General features: G+C 33.3%; 17 protein-coding genes. 5 read left to right on the top strand and 12 right to left on the bottom strand.

Annotation, left to right across the window (positions count from 1 at the left end; genetic code table 11):
- Nucleotides 1-11 precede the first annotated feature (11 nt).
- From ACIDC4_RS10710 to ACIDC4_RS10700, 3 genes are read left to right on the top strand one after another with little or no spacing between them, the layout of a single operon-like run.
- Nucleotides 12-2,471, top strand: a complete 2,460-nt coding sequence (locus tag ACIDC4_RS10710) for a TonB-dependent receptor (RefSeq protein WP_412044404.1) — start codon at nt 12-14, stop codon at nt 2,469-2,471.
- Nucleotides 2,468-3,103 carry a hypothetical protein gene (locus tag ACIDC4_RS10705; RefSeq protein ID WP_412044405.1) on the top strand — a complete coding sequence of 212 codons (636 nt, stop codon included), beginning with the start codon at nt 2,468-2,470 and terminating at the stop codon, nt 3,101-3,103. The genes ACIDC4_RS10710 and ACIDC4_RS10705 overlap by 4 nt, the downstream gene beginning before the upstream one ends.
- A 46-nt stretch (nt 3,104-3,149) precedes the next feature.
- On the top strand, nt 3,150-3,872 hold the full coding sequence (locus ACIDC4_RS10700) for a hypothetical protein (protein ID WP_412044406.1): 723 nt from the start codon (nt 3,150-3,152) through the stop codon (nt 3,870-3,872).
- Nucleotides 3,873-4,069: 197 nt separating this feature from the next.
- On the opposite strand, the gene ACIDC4_RS10695 is transcribed toward ACIDC4_RS10700, so the two are convergent.
- The 6 genes from ACIDC4_RS10695 to ACIDC4_RS10670 form a co-directional block, all read right to left on the bottom strand.
- Nucleotides 4,070-4,771, bottom strand: a complete 702-nt coding sequence (locus tag ACIDC4_RS10695; RefSeq protein ID WP_412044407.1) for a hypothetical protein — start codon at nt 4,769-4,771, stop codon at nt 4,070-4,072.
- A gap of 132 nt (nt 4,772-4,903) precedes the next feature.
- On the bottom strand, nt 4,904-6,733 hold the full coding sequence (locus tag ACIDC4_RS10690) for an ABC transporter ATP-binding protein (protein ID WP_412044408.1): 1,830 nt from the start codon (nt 6,731-6,733) through the stop codon (nt 4,904-4,906).
- The gene (locus tag ACIDC4_RS10685) at nt 6,734-7,771 is read right to left on the bottom strand and encodes a PDDEXK nuclease domain-containing protein (RefSeq protein WP_412044409.1); all 1,038 of its coding nucleotides are present in this window, start codon (nt 7,769-7,771) and stop codon (nt 6,734-6,736) included.
- A 6-nt stretch (nt 7,772-7,777) separates the two neighbouring features.
- Nucleotides 7,778-9,505, bottom strand: coding sequence for a phospho-sugar mutase (locus ACIDC4_RS10680; RefSeq protein ID WP_412044500.1), 1,728 nt, complete (start codon nt 9,503-9,505; stop codon nt 7,778-7,780).
- A 131-nt stretch (nt 9,506-9,636) separates the two neighbouring features.
- Complete coding sequence (locus ACIDC4_RS10675; RefSeq protein ID WP_230032700.1) at nt 9,637-10,593, bottom strand: glycosyltransferase family 2 protein; 957 nt, start codon at nt 10,591-10,593, stop codon at nt 9,637-9,639.
- A gap of 18 nt (nt 10,594-10,611) precedes the next feature.
- A complete protein-coding gene (locus ACIDC4_RS10670) occupies nt 10,612-11,145 on the bottom strand; it encodes a DUF4199 domain-containing protein (RefSeq protein ID WP_412044410.1) in 534 nt (177 codons plus the stop codon).
- Nucleotides 11,146-11,390: 245 nt separating this feature from the next.
- On the opposite strand from ACIDC4_RS10670, the gene ACIDC4_RS10665 reads away from it, so the two are divergent.
- Entirely contained in the window at nt 11,391-11,645 is a 255-nt protein-coding gene (locus ACIDC4_RS10665; protein ID WP_029272307.1) for a type B 50S ribosomal protein L31, read from the top strand.
- Between the two features lie 354 nt (nt 11,646-11,999).
- Nucleotides 12,000-13,175, top strand: a complete 1,176-nt coding sequence (locus ACIDC4_RS10660) for a GlmU family protein (protein ID WP_412044411.1) — start codon at nt 12,000-12,002, stop codon at nt 13,173-13,175.
- A gap of 99 nt (nt 13,176-13,274) precedes the next feature.
- Here ACIDC4_RS10660 and ACIDC4_RS10655 read toward each other — a convergent pair whose 3' ends face one another.
- From ACIDC4_RS10655 to ACIDC4_RS10630, 6 genes are all read right to left on the bottom strand, one after another.
- Nucleotides 13,275-13,718: a PepSY-like domain-containing protein gene (locus ACIDC4_RS10655; RefSeq protein ID WP_412044412.1), complete on the bottom strand. Its 444-nt coding sequence runs from the start codon at nt 13,716-13,718 to the stop codon at nt 13,275-13,277.
- 110 nt (nt 13,719-13,828) lie between these two features.
- The gene (locus ACIDC4_RS10650; RefSeq protein WP_412044413.1) at nt 13,829-14,692 is read right to left on the bottom strand and encodes a PepSY-like domain-containing protein; all 864 of its coding nucleotides are present in this window, start codon (nt 14,690-14,692) and stop codon (nt 13,829-13,831) included.
- Nucleotides 14,693-14,845: 153 nt separating this feature from the next.
- Nucleotides 14,846-15,304: a PepSY-like domain-containing protein gene (locus ACIDC4_RS10645; RefSeq protein WP_412044414.1), complete on the bottom strand. Its 459-nt coding sequence runs from the start codon at nt 15,302-15,304 to the stop codon at nt 14,846-14,848.
- A 25-nt stretch (nt 15,305-15,329) separates the two neighbouring features.
- On the bottom strand, nt 15,330-15,773 hold the full coding sequence (locus ACIDC4_RS10640; protein ID WP_412044415.1) for a PepSY-like domain-containing protein: 444 nt from the start codon (nt 15,771-15,773) through the stop codon (nt 15,330-15,332).
- A gap of 74 nt (nt 15,774-15,847) precedes the next feature.
- A complete protein-coding gene (locus ACIDC4_RS10635) occupies nt 15,848-17,119 on the bottom strand; it encodes a sensor histidine kinase (RefSeq protein ID WP_412044416.1) in 1,272 nt (423 codons plus the stop codon).
- Nucleotides 17,119-17,790 carry a response regulator transcription factor gene (locus tag ACIDC4_RS10630; RefSeq protein WP_412044417.1) on the bottom strand — a complete coding sequence of 224 codons (672 nt, stop codon included), beginning with the start codon at nt 17,788-17,790 and terminating at the stop codon, nt 17,119-17,121. The genes ACIDC4_RS10635 and ACIDC4_RS10630 overlap by 1 nt, the downstream gene beginning before the upstream one ends.
- Between the last annotated feature and the right edge of the window lie 174 nt (nt 17,791-17,964).

Genomic DNA, 17,964 nt, shown 5'->3' with positions numbered 1-17,964 from the left:
AACCAAAGCGATTGAACCATAATAAGCTACTATTTGTTTTCCTTTTTTTATGCATTACGTGTTTTTCATTTGCTCAAAATGCTCATGTCAAAGGTGTTATTTTAGATGATCATAATCGTCCTGTTCCAGATGTAAATATTACCTCTTTGGGTATTACAAAACAATCTGATGCCAATGGTTTTTTTGAAATCAATGTACCTTCAAATAAAAAAACGTCGCTGATTTTTACTCATATTTCCTTAAAAATGATGAGTCTTACAGTGAGTTTAAAACCTAATGAAGTTTTTGTTTTTAATCCCGTTATGAGCAGTTCAGAAGAGCAAATGGGAGAGGTTTTTGTTTCTTCCAGAAATAAAAAACGCGTTCAGGGAATTGCAACGGTTGATGCTGCTACCATTAAAAAAATTCCGGGCGCAAACGCAGGAATAGAAAATATTCTAAAAACATTACCGGGAGTAAATTCAAACAACGAACTCAGTACGCAATATGCGGTTCGTGGTGGTAATTACGACGAAAATTTAGTGTATGTAAACGAAGTCGAAGTCTATCGTCCGTTTTTAATTCGTTCCGGACAACAAGAAGGATTGAGTTTTACCAATACGGATCTGGTTCAGAATGTTGATTTCTCTGCAGGAGGATTTCAGGCCAAATTTGGCGATAAATTATCCTCGGTTTTAGATATTACGTATCGAAAACCAACTCAGTTTGGTGCTTCGTTAGAGGCCAGTTTATTGGGCGGAAGCATTTCTGTTGATGCTGTTTCTAAAAATAAAAAATGGTCAGCGGTGACTGGTGTTCGTTATCGCAATAATAGTTTACTCGTAAATAGTCAGGATACACAAACCAATTATACGCCAACTTTCGCCGATATTCAGACGAATGTTAATTATGATATTTCGGATAAGTGGCAGGTGAGTTTTTTGGGAAATATATCTCAGAATAAATACCTGTATGAACCATTAACGCGCGAAACAAAATTTGGAACAATAGATCAGCCCATGTCGCTGGCAGTGTATTACGAAGGAAAAGAACGCGATCAATACGATACTTATTTTGGCGCTTTAAAAACAACTTATAAGGTTTCACCAAGTTTAACCTTAAAATTTATTGGCTCGTTGTTTCATACAAAAGAGGAGGAACATTTTGATATTTTGGCACAATATCGTTTAGGAAATGTAGGGGAGCAAGGTCCGACTCAGGTTGATTTTACACGCGGAATTGGTTCACAACTCAATCACGCCAGAAACGATCTTGATGCGTTGATCGCAAATGCAGAAATTAAAGGCTTTAAAGAATGGAAGAATGACAGCCAGCTAGAGTTTGGTTTAAAATATACCCGAGAATCGATTCGTGACAGGATTGTAGAGTGGGAAATGATCGATTCGGCAGGATTTTCTATTAATCCGCCTATTGTTATTTTGCCTAAAAACAATCAGCCGTACGAGCCTTATACCGGGCCGCTTTTGCCATATCAGGATGTTCGAGCTACCAATTTTAATACTATCAACAGGTTTTCGGGTTACGCCCAATACAATAAAAAATCAGAACTGGGATCTAATCAGGTTTGGTATAATATAGGTGCTCGTTTCCAGAGTTGGGATGTTTCCGGTGCGGCCGTTGAAGGAAAAAATCAAATTGTTTTTAGTCCGCGTGCACAGTTTGCCATAAAACCGGATTGGGATATGGATATGGTTTTCAGGCTTTCGGGAGGATTATATTATCAACCGCCTTTTTACAGAGAACTTCGTGATCTGGATGGCGTTGTGAATCCAAATGTAAAAGCGCAGGAATCCGTACATATTGTTTTGAGTAATGACTATAATTTCAAGATGTGGAACCGCCCGTTTAAATGGGTCACGGAATTGTATTATAAATCACTTTCAGATGTCAATGTATATTCGATCGATAATGTCAGGATTCGTTATATCGCTAATAATAATGCAAAAGCTTACGCGCAAGGTCTTGATTTCAGGTTGAACGGAGAATTTGTTCCGGGAACTGAATCGTGGATTAGTTTTGGTTATTTAAGAACCGAAGAGAATTATGCTGATAAAGGATATATCGCCAGACCAACAGATCAGCGTTTGAAATTTGCGATGTTGTTTCAGGATTATATGCCTAATATCCCAAGTGTGAAATTATATCTTAATCTGGTTTATAATACAGGTTTGCCCGGTGGAGCTCCGGCCTATTCAGATCCTTATTTGTATCAAAACCGATTGAATGATTATCGTAGAGTAGATGTTGGTTTTGCCAAAGTTTTTGTAGATAGCAATACAAAGGTAGCTAAGGCAAAATGGTTGAAAAACTTTAAAGAATTATCTGTTGGATTAGAGATTTTTAATCTTTTTAATAATCAAAACGCGATAACCAATACCTGGGTTCGTGATGTGTACTCTAAAAATCAATACGCGATTCCAAATTATATGACTTCAAGGGTTTTTAATGTAAAGCTGAATGCGAGGTTATGACAAATAAGCGTGAAAAAAGAAAACGAATTTTTTACGTGCCGGGAATAATATCTTTGGTTTTTATTCCGTTGTTGTGTTTGTATTACTTTTATAAAGTTGATGCTTTTAAGGTTTATAATTATCTTGAGTTTTTTGTTCCCAATAAAGATGAACTTGCAAAATTTAAAGTTGAAGATTTAAGAAAGTATAAAATTTTTAAGTTTGATGACAATAAATTAAAAGAGGAACGAAAATTAAAAGAATTGAGTTTTTTTGTTCATGATTTGATTAAGAAATATGATACTATAAATGGGGCTAAAATTCATTTTGGACCAAAAACAGATTACGATACTTTTGTTAGTGTAATTAGTATTATGTCTGAGGAAAATGTGCCGACCTGGGTTTTGTCTGAAGATAATATTTATGTATTGGCAAATGCTAAACCAAGACATAATAGAAATCGTGGCTTTGTTTGTGGTAATGGACAATTTTCAGAAATAAATACACTTAGAATGGCGGAAGAAAACCGAAAAAAAGAACTTCAGATATTTCAGGTTTCTTTTCTAAAACAGCAATGGATTATATTTCTGGGTTATTTGGGATTAGTGCTTCTCAACATCTTTGCTTTAGTAAAATTCAATAAAACGAAATAATACAATCAAAAATACTATATTTGATATCCTAATATAATTTGCATACATGAAAAAATCCTTAACATATATAGCCTTGGCAATCGTCGGAACATTAGTGAGTTGTAAAGACGAAGTTCAGAAACCGAAAGTGATTTATGATGCAGCCAACAAATCAAATGTTGTGTCCAAAACAGATTCAACGCAGATTGAAATAGCCGATTTGCCTATTCAGATGGAAGGAACAAGTTATTTAATTCATCCTGTTGGCGATTTGCGCGTTTTCGAAAAAGGAACCAAATCACGTTACGGATCTTCGAGTGTAAACGATGTGAGTTTTACGATTTCGAATTTAGGCGAATATGAAATTACAGGATATTTACAGAATTTAAAATTTCAAAAGGTAGATTCAGATTCCATTCGCCCTTTATCGGATAAGCCTGTTTTGATCTTGACTGCTACGTATTTAAAGTCAGTTGCAGACAGAACTCAAAACCAGATTATGGTATATACGCTGGCAGATTCAGATACCAATAAAGACGGTAAAATTGATTCAGGAGATATTAAAACATTATATCTAAGCAGTATTAGCGGAGAAAATTTCACAAAGATTTCCGAAGATTTTCAGGAATTAATAGACTGGAGTTTAGTCGAATCTAAAAGCCGTCTGTACTTTAGAACAATAGAAGATACCAACCAAAACGGACAATTTGATAAAAACGACGTTTTGCATTACAACTACATTGATTTAGGATCTAAAAAATGGGAAGTGAAAAGTTATAAGCCTATTTAAAGATTCTAAGTTACTAAGGTTCTAAGTTGCTAAGATTTGGAATCAAAAGAAAAAGCCCTTTAAAAATTAAATCAATTAATTTTTAAAGGGCTTTTTCTTTTAAGGCGGATAAAATCCTTTTAATCTATATATCCCGATAGCTATCGGGAGTGGCAAAAAAAAACTTAGAACCTTAGAACCTTAGTGGCTTAGTGCCTTTAGATCAATATATCACTTTCCAAATCAGATTTTTCGATCTCGAAACCAAAACCTAAGCGTTCTACGAGCTCAATAACCAGCTTTTTATACCAGTTTTCAGATTTTGGATGAATGTATATCTTTTCAATTAATTGTTTAAGATCAACGTTTATTTTTATTCCGTCATTTAATTTGATGTCACTTTTTGAAGTATCGGTAAGAATGCGTACTTCACGTTCGTACTGAAAACTTTTTCGTTTAAACAAAAACGGAAAGAACAAATCATCAAACGGAATGTATTCTTTTTTGTAATCGATATAATTGACTTCGCCAATATATTGGTCAAAATTATTTTCGGGCCGTACTGCTTTTTGTAATCTTCCAATAGTAGATTGTATGGCTAATCCTTCGCTGTTTTGGGTGAAAATCTGCCACATGGCAAACGATTCATATTCGTTAATATGCCAACTGCTAATGGCTACTTTTTCGCGATGTGTTTTGTAGTAATTTAAAAATTCAGGATTGTCTGCCGCCAGTTTTTTAATCTCTTCAAAAGTAGGTTCGCTAAAAGTACCTTCATATTGATCTTCGAATTTATCAGATCGGGACATGAATAATTTCTTCGACAATAATAAATCAAGAAATTTAGATAAGTCTAAGTATTTCCAAACAATGGTATCCGGATCATCAGGAAGCGTTATGTTTGGATTGTTGAGATACATTTTTTGAGTTTTAAGATTTATTCTAAAAAAAAAGCCACAGATTATACAGATAAATATAAGATTTTAATTCAGTAGTAGAAAAATAATCCGTGTTAATCTGTGTAATCTGTGGCTAAAAGTTGGTTCTTTTGTTTACGATTCAAAAGACTGCATCGTTACCAGCTTATTGTAAGTTCCGTTGTGAGCAATCAATTCGTCGTGTGTTCCCTGCTCAACGATTTTTCCTTTTTGCATTACCACAATCAGGTCTGCTTTTTGAATGGTCGAAAGTCGGTGTGCAATTACAATCGAAGTTCTGTTTTGCATCATATTCTCTAAAGCCACCTGAACAAATTTTTCGCTCTCGGTATCCAAAGCAGATGTTGCTTCATCCAAAATCATAATCGGAGGATTTTTCAATACCGCACGGGCAATTGATAAACGTTGTTTTTGTCCTCCTGAAAGTTTGTTTCCGCTATCTCCAATGTTAGTGTAGATTCCTAAAGGTAACTCGCTTACAAATTCATAAGCATTCGCAATTTTTAGAGCTTCAATAATTTCATCATCTGTAGCGTCTAATTTTCCTAACGAAATGTTTGCTTTTATAGTATCGTTAAACAAAATACTGTCCTGAGTAACCAATCCCATTAAACCACGAAGAGATTGTAAGTTCATGTCTTTTATGTTGATGCCGTCAATAGCAATAGTACCGTCATTTACATCATAAAAACGAGTCATTAAGTTGGCAATAGTACTTTTTCCGCTTCCTGATTGTCCAACTAGTGCTACGGTTTGACCTTTTTTAATACTAAGAGAAAAGTCTTTTAAAACCGTTTCGTCCTGATATTTAAAATTGATATTTTTAACCTCGATACTATCATCAAAAGATGTTTTTACAATAGCATCAGGTTTAGAAGTAATTGGATTTTCCTGATCTAAAATTTCCAGAACACGTTCTGCTGCTGCATTTCCTCTTTTTACTCCGTAAGAAGCTTTGGAGATTGCTTTTGCAGGTGTCAGGATATTGTAGGCTAATCCCATATAAGCGATAAAAGCAGCGCCATCTAAGCTTTTGTCGATTAAGACCATTTGACCTCCGTACCATAATAAGATCGCAATTACAGTGATTCCCATAAATTCACTTGCAGGAGAGGCTAAGTTCTGGCGATTACCAATACTATTTGATAAGTTGAAAAAACGTTCTGTAGAATTTTGAAAAACATTGTTGAAATAATTTTCAGAATTATATCCTTTTACAACCTTCAAACCTCCAATGGTTTCTTCTATAGTCGATAAAAAAGTCCCTTGTTCCTGCTGCGCTTTAGTAGATTGTTTTTTAAGCTGTTTTCCAATTAATGAAATAATATAACCGGAAACAGGAATAAAAATAAAAACAAAAAGTGTTAGCTTAGGACTGATAATCAACATTGTGGTTATGGTGAAAATAATAGTCAAAGGTTCTTTTACAATAAGTTCCAGAATGGCTAAAAATGAGTTTTGTACCTCATTTACGTCGGCTGAAATTCTGGAAATTACATCTCCTTTTCTTTTTTCAGAATAAAAAGCTAAAGGCAGTTCCAGCGTTTTCTTGTACATTGCATTTCGCATGTCTCTTAAAACACCATTTCGCAAAAAAGTGATAAAAAACATAGCGGCATAATCGGCTAAGTTTTTAAGTAAAAAGATCGAGATAATAATCGCGACCATTATCGATAAAACATAACCGGATTCATGTGTGCCTTTTGTGGTGGTAATATAATAGCTTAAATAGTCCTGGCCGTAGTCCTGAATTTTTAGAATTCCCTGATATACCGGTTTTACCGTAATTTGCTTGTTTTTATCAAATAATACCTGAAGCATCGGTATTAAAGCAACAAACGAAAGAGTGCTAAAAAGCGCATACAAAACATTGAAAAAAATGTTTAAGAATGCATATTTTTTATACGGATATATAAAAGGGATTATTTTTTTTATGTTACTCATTTATTTATAGATATTATTTTCTGCTATAGCAATGGCTTTTTCCAGTTTTTCTAGCAATAATTTTTTTTCTGGTAATTGTGTTAAATAAGCTGAAACTTTGATTTGTTCGTCATTGTCAAGCATTAAATAATTTATTTGTTCAGGAGATTTTTCACTGCACAAAATTAATCCAATTGGTTTGTTTTCACCTTCTTTTTGTTCGTTTTTCTCTAACCAACGTAAATAGAGCTCCATTTGGCCTTTGTATCCGGCTTTAAATTTTCCTAGTTTTAAGTCAATAGCAACTAATCTTCTGAGGCCGCGATGATAAAAAAGTAAATCGATATAGAAATCTTCATCATCAATAGTTATTCTTTTTTGGCGTGCAAGAAAAGCAAACTCGCTTCCCATTTCGGTAATGAAATTTTGCAATTGTGCCAAAATAGAACTTTCCAGATCCTTTTCAGAATAACTGTCATGAAGTCCCAGAAAATCAAGAAAGTAAGGATCTCTAAAGGTGAGGTCCGGACTAATTTGTTTTTCTGATTTTAAAAGAGCAAGATCACTAAGAATAGTTTCTTCGGGTTTTTTGCTAATGGCAGTTCTTTCAAAAAGCATACTGTCAATACGTTCCTGTAAAGTTCTCACGCTCCAACGTTCATGAACGCTCATTTGAATATAGAACTCTCTTTTAATATTATTTTCAATATAAATTAAGGTTCTAATATGAGACCAACTCAATTGTGCACACACTGTGTGCACAATTGTAAAGTCTTGAATTATAGAGTTTAACTTGATGAAGCTGTGTAGATTTCTTTTGTTAAATCCACTTCCGTATCGTGTAGAAAGTTCCTCGCTTAAATTCTTAATGAGTTTCTTTCCATAATCGGCACGATCATTTTTTAGAATTTCTTCATTAATGGTCTTTCCAATTTTCCAATACAACAGCGTTAATTCCTGATTCACCGTTTTGGCAACAAAATGACGGGTCTGATCTATTAATCCTATAATCGAATTTAATAGTTCAGGCTGATCATTTGCTTCCGGTTTATCACTCATTATTTTTTATTTCAATTGCATTCCTGCAATGATGTTTTGTATTTTTTCGTCTAAATAACTTTCTGCAGCATCAAAATTGGTAACCGAATCTAATTCTGCATTAACACTAATGTAGAATTTAATTTTAGGCTCAGTTCCGCTTGGTCTTGCGCAAATTTTAGAACCATCTTCTGTATAATAAATCAATACATTCGATTTCGGGATATCCATTGCAGATTCTTCACCTGTCAATAAGTTCAAAGCAATCGATGATTGATAATCTTCGACCATAATTACTCTTTGTCCGCTGATTTCTTTCAAAGGATTTTGACGCAAATCAATCATCATCTGATTAATTTCCTGCAAACCTTCCATTCCTTTTTTGGTTAACGAAACCAAGTATTCTTTATAGAAACCATTTTCTACATAAAGCTGTAAAAGTTCATTGTAAACGCTGCTTCCCGCCGCTTTTGCCTGAGCTGCAACTTCACATATTAATAAAGTAGCTGCAACAGCATCTTTATCTCTTACGGCGTCACCCACCATAAAACCAAAGCTTTCTTCCCCACCGCCAATAAATTCAAGTTCCGGGAAATCTTTGATCATTTTGGCAATCCATTTAAAACCGGTCAAACCAACTTTGCATTCAACGCCATAACTTGTAGCCAGTTCCATCATCATCGGAGTCGAAACAATTGTAGAGCCTACAAATTGTTTACCGTTGATTTTGCCTGCTTTTTTCCATTGTTTCAATAAAAAAGAAGTCATTAAAATCATTGTCTGATTTCCGTTAAGCAAAATCATTTTACCATCGTTGTTTCTCACCGCAACACCAAGACGGTCGCAATCAGGATCTGTTCCTACAACAATGTCAGAATTGGTTTTATCGGCCAAAGCCAAAGCCATAGTCAAAGCCTCTGGCTCTTCAGGATTTGGAGATTTAACCGTTGGGAAATCCCCGTCAGGAATTGCTTGTTCCGGTACAATATGAACGTTTTTGTAACCCGCTTGCGCTAAAGTATCCGGAATAGATTTTATAGAAGTTCCGTGCAATGAAGTAAAGACAACATGTAGGTTATCTTTGGCTTCAGCCGGAGTATTAAAACTTGCGTTTTCGATAGATGATTTTATAAATGCTTTGTCGATTTCAGTATCAATATATTCAATCAGACTTTCGTTAGCATTGAATTTAATTTTATCGTAGCTTAAATTTTCGATCACATTAATAATTGCAGCATCCTGAGGAGGAACAATTTGTCCGCCATCTTCCCAGTAAACTTTGTATCCGTTGTATTCCGGCGGATTATGAGAAGCCGTAAGTACGATTCCGCATTGACATCCTAAATGTTTAAGAGCAAAAGACAATTCAGGAGTTGGTCTTAAGTCAGAGAATAAGTAAACGTGAATTCCGTTTGCCGAGAAAACATCAGCCACAACTTTAGCCAAAGTATTACTGTTATGACGACAATCATAAGCAATAACCACTTTTAAAGGTTGGTTTGGGAAAACTTCGTGTAAATAATCAGATAAACCCTGAGTATTTTTTCCAAGCGTATATTTGTTGATTCTGTTGTTTCCAACGCCCATAACACCGCGCATTCCGCCAGTTCCAAATTCAAGATTTTTATAAAAACTTTCCTCAAGTTCCTTTGGCGACGTAGTCATTAATTCTTTAACCGCAGCTTGCGTATCGTTGTCAAATGTAGGTGTTAACCATTCGTTTACAGCATTCAGGATATTAGGTGCTATATTCATCATTCGTATATTTTTATATTTAATTTAAAATAATAATAATTTTCAGGAGCTATTTCCTGCTGTCCGTTATATCTTTTATGGCGAACCCCGCCATAAAAGGATGCCACTCCCATCAGGGCTAGGGCTTCACGTTAAAAATTAACCTCTCGGGCTACTTTGTAACGCGCTTCGTTGTTTTTAGTTCTCAAAATAATTTCTCCAAGAAAACCTGCAAGAAACAATTGAGTTCCTAAAATCATAGTTGTTAAAGCAATAAAAAACCAGGGATTGCTTGTTACCAGGCTATATTTCATTCCGTTATACATATGGTATAATTTAGAAATACCAATATATGCGGCAGATAAAAAACCGATAATAAACATTACCGAACCCATTGCGCCAAATAAGTGCATTGGTCTTTTTCCGAATCTTGACAAGAACCAAATTGTAATTAAATCAAGGAAACCGTTTATAAAACGCTCCATTCCAAATTTGGTTTCACCGTATTTACGAGCCTGGTGAATCACCACTTTTTCGCCAATTTTATTAAAACCGGCATTTTTGGCTAAAACAGGAATATATCGGTGCATTTCGCCCGAAACTTCAATGTTTTTTACCACCGTATTTTTGTAAGCTTTTAAGCCGCAATTGAAATCATTCAACTCAACTCCCGACGTTTTTCTGGCCGCCCAGTTAAAAAGTTTAGACGGAAGATTTTTTGCTACAACAGAGTCGTAACGTTTCTTTTTCCATCCCGAAACCAAATCAAATTTTTGAGCCGTGATCATTTCGTATAATCCCGGAATCTCATCCGGACTATCCTGCAAATCGGCATCCATAGTAATAATAACGTCTCCTTGCGCTTTTGCAAAACCAGCATGAAGGGCCTGTGATTTTCCAAAGTTTTTCATGAAACGAATTCCTTTTACATTAGGGTTTTCGTTAGAAAAACTTTCGATAATATTCCAAGAATCATCTGTACTTCCATCATCTACAAAAATGATTTCATAAGAGTAATTATTAGATTGCATCACTTTAATAATCCACGAATAGAGTTCTTTTAGTGATTCCTCTTCATTAAGAAGCGGTATAAGTATAGATAGATTCATTTATATTTTATTATAGACTTAAGGTTTGTCATTTTTTACTATTGCCCCAATAATCAGAGAATAAATTAATCCAATTAATGAATACATGACAAGTGTTACTGGAAGAACAATTAATGGGTTCATGAATTTTTTAACCATGCTAAGCCCCATTTCTAATTCTTTTGATGTTATATTAGGATTCTGAGTTATCATTCCTTCTTTAGAAATTTCTAACATTTCGTTTATGAATTCAGGAAATATTAGATTAAAAATTACACTAAATATGGCATATACCAAGCCTGCAATAACAGTAATTGAAACTCCTGTTTTTAAACATTCAGAAAAAGATATGAATCCATTGTTGATATCCTTCTTATAATGATTACAACCTAAGTATATAAATATAAGAGGAAGAACTAAATAGTTGGCTATGTTTACAATTACTCCAACACTTGAGTTTACTAATGATTTCATGCCAATTACATACATAACGACAAACTCTAAAACCATTATAACACCGAACAAAAGACCGTACATAGTTCCCGACTTAGCAGGAGATATATTTTTATCCATATAATTATTAGTTTAATTAATCCACAAATATAGCAATTCCCAATATATGAGAGATAAAAAAGCTTTTTGAATTTAACTAAAAAAAAGTGCGCTAAACATTTGTAGATTAAAAAAGAATTGTAAATTTGCAAACTGAAATAATTAAAAGTTTTAAACAAAAAAAGAGTATCCTTTGTTTACACCTTTTTCTAACCATGAAAAAGCTTCAAAATAAAAATGCTCTAAACAATAAATAAAAATAAAAGATGAAAAAAGGAATTCACCCAGAAAATTACAGATTAGTTGCATTTAAAGACATGTCAAATGACGAAGTTTTTATCACTAAATCTACTGCAGATACAAAAGAAACAATTGAAGTTGACGGAGTTGAGTATCCAGTTGTAAAAATGGAGATTTCTAGAACATCTCACCCTTTTTATACTGGTAAATCTAAACTTATCGATACTGCAGGACGTATTGATAAATTTAAAACTAAATATGCAAAACACGTTAAAAACTAATAACTGTTTTAATTTATATAAAGCCTTCCAATTTGGGAGGCTTTTTTTTTGAGAATTATTTAACCGCAATGTGCGCAAAGTTTTTTTATTTCAGGTTGTACTAGTACCGCAAAGTTCGCAACGCTTTGTGAATAATTACTTTGCGAGCTTTGCGTAAAATCTTTGCGGGCTTTGCGGTTAAATGATTAGCAATATAAAAAAATATGATTCTGGACAATATTTTAGTAGTGGCTCTAAAAAAAAGCAATTATTTTTTGGTTTGAATTAATGTGCATTTAATGAAAACGCATAAATATTTGTAACTTTGATCTCGATAACCAAATCAAGATTTTAACAAGTACAAATTTTATATTTATGAATTACATTCTTTTTGACGGTCCCGTCCGGAATGCTTTACTACCTTTTACCTTTACAAGACCTGTTGCTGACATATTAATTGGAATCATGACGATTCGCCAAAAATGGGAAGCACGTTTAGGTTCGACCATAACCACTATTACCGAAGATTACTTATCAACCAAATTTCCGATGGTGGAAATGGAAGAAAACGTGATGATCAATGCGGCATATTTACCAAATGATGCGCTTGCAGAACTGGTTTCTGATTTAAAAGAAAATCAGGCAATCTTTAAAGGAGATGATGTGATCGCTTTTTTTACCACAGAAAATCAGGAAGAAGTAGATTTTGATTCTTACGAAATCATTCAATATAACGGAGATGCTCTGACTGTAGAACATACTTGGGATATTTTCTCTAAAAACGACGCTGCCATTCGTGAAGATTTTATTTATCTAACCGAAGACAGAAAATCGCAATCTATCCCGAAAAGTGTAAATGTTATTGCGCCTGAGAATGTTTTTATCGAAGAAGGAGCAAAATTAGAGTTTGTTACACTGAATGCTTCAACAGGACCTATATATATAGGTAAGAATGCTGAAATTATGGAAGGAACCGTAATTCGTGGTCCTTTTGCTTTATGCGAGAATGCTCAGGTAAAACTAAATGCCAAAGTGTATGGCGCTACAACAGTTGGCCCTGGATCAAGAATAGGAGGAGAGGTTAAAAATTCGATTCTTTTTGCGAATTCAAACAAAGGACACGACGGATTTTTAGGTGATTCTGTTTTAGGTGAATGGTGTAATATTGGAGCTGATAGTAATAATTCGAACCTGAAAAATAACTACGAAGAAGTAAAATTATGGAGTTACGAAACCGAAGGTTTTGCTAAAACCGGACTTCAGTTTTGTGGTTTGATGATGGGAGATCACAGTAAATGCGGAATCAATACGATGTTTAATACCGGAACTGTAGTAGGAGTAAGCACCAATATTTTCGGAAGTGGTTTTCCTCGCAATTTTGTGCCAAGTTTTTCTTGGGGAGGAGCTGCAGGATTTACGACTTATGTAACTAAAAAAGCTTTTGAAACTGCCAAATTAGTGATGGGAAGAAGAAACATAGATTTCGACGAAACAGAATCAGCGATCTTAGAACACATTTTTGAGGAAACTAAAAAATGGAGAAAAGACTAATTTTTAATTAGATAATTAGTCAATTTGATAATGAGATAATTTAGTAAAGCCCACAGGTTTTTAGAAACTTGTGGGCTTTTTTATTTTTAAAATTAAATGTTACTTATCAATTTTAGTAAAATCTCCTTTTAGGTTAAATTTTAATTCTAAGCCATTGGTAATCTTAGCTTCATAGCCAAAAGTTCCTATTTCGATTTTGGTTATTTTCTCCTTACGAAAGTTTGTTTTTACATACGAAGCGATTTTTTTCGGGATAATAGAAGAAGGAATTTTATCTCCATTACCATCAACTTCTTTCCAGTTTCCTTTTTTATCAAATTCTATTTCGATTTTATTATCATATTTAACTTTGTATTCTGTAGAAAGGATTTCTTTATCTTCTAATATATAACTGGGTTTTTTAGATCCAAAGTGAGCCTTTAAAAAAGTTTGTGCATTTGCCGGTAAAGCTTCTTTTTTAATAACGGTTTTTTGTGCATTTGCAGAAAGTCCAAATAGTAATCCTGCAATTAGGCTGACTACCAAGTTTAATTTCGTTCTCATATTTGCTGATTTTAATTGTTATACAAGATAAGACTAAATTTTGAAAGATGTATTGAAAAAGAAAAGCCCTGATGTTGGAATCAGAGCTTAGGTTTTATTTTAATTAAAGATTATTTATCAATTCTCAGAAAATTTCCCTGAAGATCAAAAACTAAATCCAAATCATTAGAAAGTTCTACATCATAATAAGTTCTTTCTTTATCGATAGCTGTTAATAGTAAAGCAGGATAATTTGCAGTTACATAAGCAGCGATTTTTTCTGGTACTAAAGCGTTTGGAATAGCCAGGCGGCCTCCGTCAATCTCGGTCCAGTTTCCGTTCGCATCAAAATCAATTTCGAAACCATTAGAAAGAGAAACATCATAAACAGTTCCGTCTGAACTTGCAGAATTTTGTTTTTCTACTAATCTAATTGTTGAAGTCGGAAAATGTGTAGCAATTAATGTTGTTGCTGCTGCAGGTAAAGTAGTTGGGTTTATTACAACTTCATTATGATTGTCTCCGTCGTGATCAATTCTAACAAAATCTCCCTGCATAGTAAAAACTAAATCTAAGTCGTTAGAAAGTTCTACATCATATTTTGTTTTTTCGTTTTCAATTTGAACTACAAACAAACCAGGATAATTTGCAGCTATATAAGCATTGATTTTTTCCGGAATTAAAGCTGTTGGAATCGCATTATTCCCTCCATCAATTTCTGTCCAGTTTCCGTTAATGTCAAAATCAATTTCGTATCCGTTAGAAAGTGAAACATCATAAATAGTTCCGTTTAAGCTTGGGTTATTTAATTTTACTGTCGATTTATAAACAGCATTTGGAAAATAAGTTTCAGTAAAAGTTTTTGCCGATGATGGAAGTGCTGCTGCTTCAATTACAGTTTGAGTAGTAGGAGTTGTGTCATCATTACTATCACAAGAAGTTGTAGAAAGTAAAATTGATAGTGCGAATAAGCTTGTTATGAATGTTTTTTTCATGATTATTTATTTTGATAATTTATTATAGTACAATATTAGAGCCTGAATCTATAAACAATTAGGAATTTTCTTATTTTTTTAAAATATACTTTATAGATAAAAAAAAAGCCCTGATGTTTGAATCAGAGCTTTAGGTTTTGTTTTAAGTGATAGTTATTTATCTACTCTAATGAAATCTCCCTGAAGATTAAAAATCAACTCAATAGTACTGGTTAGTTCCACTTCAATATAGGTTGGCTCTTTATCAATTGATGTTACAGATTGATTCGCGTAATTTGTTGTTACATATGCCTGGATCTTTTCAGGAACCAGTTCGACCGGAACTGGCTGATGATTTCCGTCAATATCTACCCAGTTTCCATTAGCATCAAAATCAATTTCAAAACCATTCGTTAAAAAGACATCATAAATAGAACCATCATTATCAGCTCTGTTTTGTTTTTTTATCGTTTGATAAGTTGCATTAGGAAAATAAGTTGTTATAAATGTACCTGCTGGTGCTGGTAAATCAGCAGCATTAATTATAGTGTCGTGATCATCATCGCTGTCGCAAGATGTTGTTGAGAATAAAAGAGACAAGGCAATAAAACCAGTTAAAATTATTTTTTTCATGTTTGTATTCTTTAATATATTATGCTTAATTATCAATTCTAATAAAATTTCCTTTTGAGTTAAATTCCAGTTCCAGACCATTACTTAAATCCACTTCGTAACCCCAGGTTCCTTTGTCGATTTTGGTAACTGTTGCACCTGCAAAATTGGTTTTAACGTAATTTGCAATTGCTTTTGGGAGTACTGTTACCGGAATCGGCTGATGATTGCCGTCTACTTCTTCCCAGTTTCCTTTTCCGTCAAATTCTACTTCCATATTGTTGGCAAACTGAACTTTATAATCTGTAGAAAAAGTTTCTTTATCCTGTAAAATATAAGTAGGTTCCTGACCGGTAAAATGAGTTTTTAGAAAAGTCTGAGCATTAACTGGCAAAGCAGTTTTTGTAATAACAGTTTTTTGTGCATTGGCAGAAAGTCCAAATGATAACCCTATAATTGCTAATGCAGCGAGATTTAATTTCGTTTTCATAATTGTATGTTTTTAAATTCTGATACAAGTGTATAACCTGAATTAGGAAACAATTAGGAAAAAAAAGAAAAATACTACTTTTTTGGAAAATTAATTTTAAACTGATGATCGCCAGTAAAGATATATTCGACCGTAATCGAATAATTATTGATAATAGATTTTACAATTGATAAACCTAAACCTGTAGATTCGTTTGTAGTAGTGTGACGGTAAAATCTATTGAAAATAACAGCTGAATTTAACGGTGCATTATTTCCGGAATTTGAAATTATGATTTCATTTTTATTGATAACAAAATTCACAAAACCTTCCTGATGATTATGTATCAAAGCATTCTTTAATAAATTACTAATCAATGCAATCGCAAGACCTTTATTCATTTTAAAGAGTAACGAATCATTTTCTGTAATAATTATTTTTACTTTTTTAAATTCGGCCAGATCAGTATAATCTTCCGTTAATGTCAAAATAAGTTTATTGAAATCAACCTCTTGCTCTTCAGAGAATTGTTGGTTTTCAATTTTGGATAACATTAATAAAGATTTATTCAATCTTGTTAATCGGTTTAAAGTATCCGTTATTTTTCCAATTTCTATCATTTGTTCTTCCGGAAGCGTGCTGTTTTCTGCAAATAATTCCAGTTTATTGATGCTTATTGCCAAAGGGGTCTGCAATTCGTGAGAAGCATTTTCTATAAATTGTTTCTGGCTCGAATAAATACTTTCGTTACGATTAAGCATTTTCTCAACTTCTTTTGCCAATGTATTAAATTCATCAATAGGAGAATCGATAGCTTTTAGTTTGCTTCCGGTTCCTAGTTTTATTTCTTTAAGGTTATCAAGAACAACATGAAATGCTTTCCATATTTTTTTTAATAATAAATGATTTACTGCCAATATGCTTATAACTAGCATGATGTATAAACCAATTAGTGCCAAAAATAAATCTTGAAGCAATTCGTCTTCTTCAACAATAGAAGCTTTTATGATGAGCTCATAATTGTTCCCTTCCTCATCTTTAAAAACAGATTTTAAAATTCTGATAGGTTCATCATCATTATCATATTCCATGAATTCCTTGGTAGAAAAAAACTCATCTTTGGTGCGGTAATTTCCTTTAGGAAGCGGTTTTATGGTAAATTTATTGATTCCAAATTCAGGAGAATTCAACAATTTTCTATCCGCGAAAGCGTGACGAACAATAATTATTTTTGAGTTTTTTAAGTCGTCGTCAATATTATCATAGACTTCATCTAAAATCAGCACATAAAAAATTCCTGCCCATATTGGGATAACGAGAAGCAGCGTGACTGCCAAATAGCGAAGTGTATAATTTTGTAATTTCATTAACTCATTTTATATCCAATACCGTAAACAGCCTGAATGTCAATTTCTGCATTGCTTTCTTTAAGTTTTTTACGAAGATTTTTAATCTGCGAATATACAAAATCTAAATTGTCGGCCTGGTCCGTATGATCACCCCATACATATTCAGCAATCGCAGTTTTATTAATTAATCTGTTTGGGTTAATGATGAAATAATATAGTAAATCAAACTCTTTTCGGTTTAAAACCAATGTATTATTTTCGATCAAAACCGTTCTTTGTTCCGGAGAAAGTGTGATGTTTTTCCAGATAATAAGATTATCTCCATTATGATTGTTTCTTCGCATTGCCGACTTGATTCTGGCATGCAATTCAGACAAATGAAAAGGTTTGCTTAAGTAATCATCAGCACCTAAATCCAGTCCTTTTACTTTATCATCAACAGCATCTTTTGCCGAAATAATAATCACGGCACTCTGTTTTTTTTGCTTTTTAATTTCCTGAAGTAAATCCAATCCGCTGCCGTTAGGTAACATAATATCAATCAGGATGCAATCGTAATCATAAGATCCAAGTTTGTCAAATCCTGAAATATAATCATGTGCAGTTTCTACAATATATTTCTCTTTTTCAAGTGATTGCTGCACCACTTCACGTAAACCTGCTTCATCTTCTATTATTAAAATTTTCATCTTTTGCCTGTTTTATGTAATTCAAATGTAAGAATACAAGCTCAAAATAACATCTCATTTCTGGAAACATTTGGGAATTTTGACAGACTTCTTAGATTGTTGGATTTTTAGACTTCTTAGATTTTAAAGTGTACCGCTTAATGTTTGGTCTTTTTTTTGATAATTTCTAAAAGT

The organism is Flavobacterium sp. C3NV (assembly GCF_046825355.2).
Classification (GTDB): Bacteria; Bacteroidota; Bacteroidia; order Flavobacteriales; family Flavobacteriaceae; genus Flavobacterium.
This window is presented reverse-complemented; position numbering and strand designations above follow the sequence as displayed.

Excerpts from the sequence above, each read along its gene's own strand:
- ACIDC4_RS10690 (WP_412044408.1), bottom strand. The coding sequence starts at position 6,733 with ATGAGTAACATAAAAAAAATAATCCCTTTTATATATCCGTATAAAAAA.
- ACIDC4_RS10685 (WP_412044409.1), bottom strand. The coding sequence starts at position 7,771 with ATGAGTGATAAACCGGAAGCAAATGATCAGCCTGAACTATTAAATTCG.
- ACIDC4_RS10645 (WP_412044414.1), bottom strand. The coding sequence starts at position 15,304 with ATGAAAAAAATAATTTTAACTGGTTTTATTGCCTTGTCTCTTTTATTC.
- ACIDC4_RS10680 (WP_412044500.1), bottom strand. The coding sequence starts at position 9,505 with ATGAATATAGCACCTAATATCCTGAATGCTGTAAACGAATGGTTAACA.
- ACIDC4_RS10670 (WP_412044410.1), bottom strand. The coding sequence starts at position 11,145 with ATGGATAAAAATATATCTCCTGCTAAGTCGGGAACTATGTACGGTCTT.
- ACIDC4_RS10630 (WP_412044417.1), bottom strand. The coding sequence starts at position 17,790 with ATGAAAATTTTAATAATAGAAGATGAAGCAGGTTTACGTGAAGTGGTG.
- ACIDC4_RS10635 (WP_412044416.1), bottom strand. The coding sequence starts at position 17,119 with ATGAAATTACAAAATTATACACTTCGCTATTTGGCAGTCACGCTGCTT.
- ACIDC4_RS10675 (WP_230032700.1), bottom strand. The coding sequence starts at position 10,593 with ATGAATCTATCTATACTTATACCGCTTCTTAATGAAGAGGAATCACTA.
- ACIDC4_RS10695 (WP_412044407.1), bottom strand. The coding sequence starts at position 4,771 with ATGTATCTCAACAATCCAAACATAACGCTTCCTGATGATCCGGATACC.
- ACIDC4_RS10640 (WP_412044415.1), bottom strand. The coding sequence starts at position 15,773 with ATGAAAACGAAATTAAATCTCGCTGCATTAGCAATTATAGGGTTATCA.
- ACIDC4_RS10705 (WP_412044405.1), top strand. The coding sequence starts at position 2,468 with ATGACAAATAAGCGTGAAAAAAGAAAACGAATTTTTTACGTGCCGGGA.
- ACIDC4_RS10650 (WP_412044413.1), bottom strand. The coding sequence starts at position 14,692 with ATGAAAAAAACATTCATAACAAGCTTATTCGCACTATCAATTTTACTT.
- ACIDC4_RS10700 (WP_412044406.1), top strand. The coding sequence starts at position 3,150 with ATGAAAAAATCCTTAACATATATAGCCTTGGCAATCGTCGGAACATTA.
- ACIDC4_RS10660 (WP_412044411.1), top strand. The coding sequence starts at position 12,000 with ATGAATTACATTCTTTTTGACGGTCCCGTCCGGAATGCTTTACTACCT.
- ACIDC4_RS10655 (WP_412044412.1), bottom strand. The coding sequence starts at position 13,718 with ATGAGAACGAAATTAAACTTGGTAGTCAGCCTAATTGCAGGATTACTA.
- ACIDC4_RS10665 (WP_029272307.1), top strand. The coding sequence starts at position 11,391 with ATGAAAAAAGGAATTCACCCAGAAAATTACAGATTAGTTGCATTTAAA.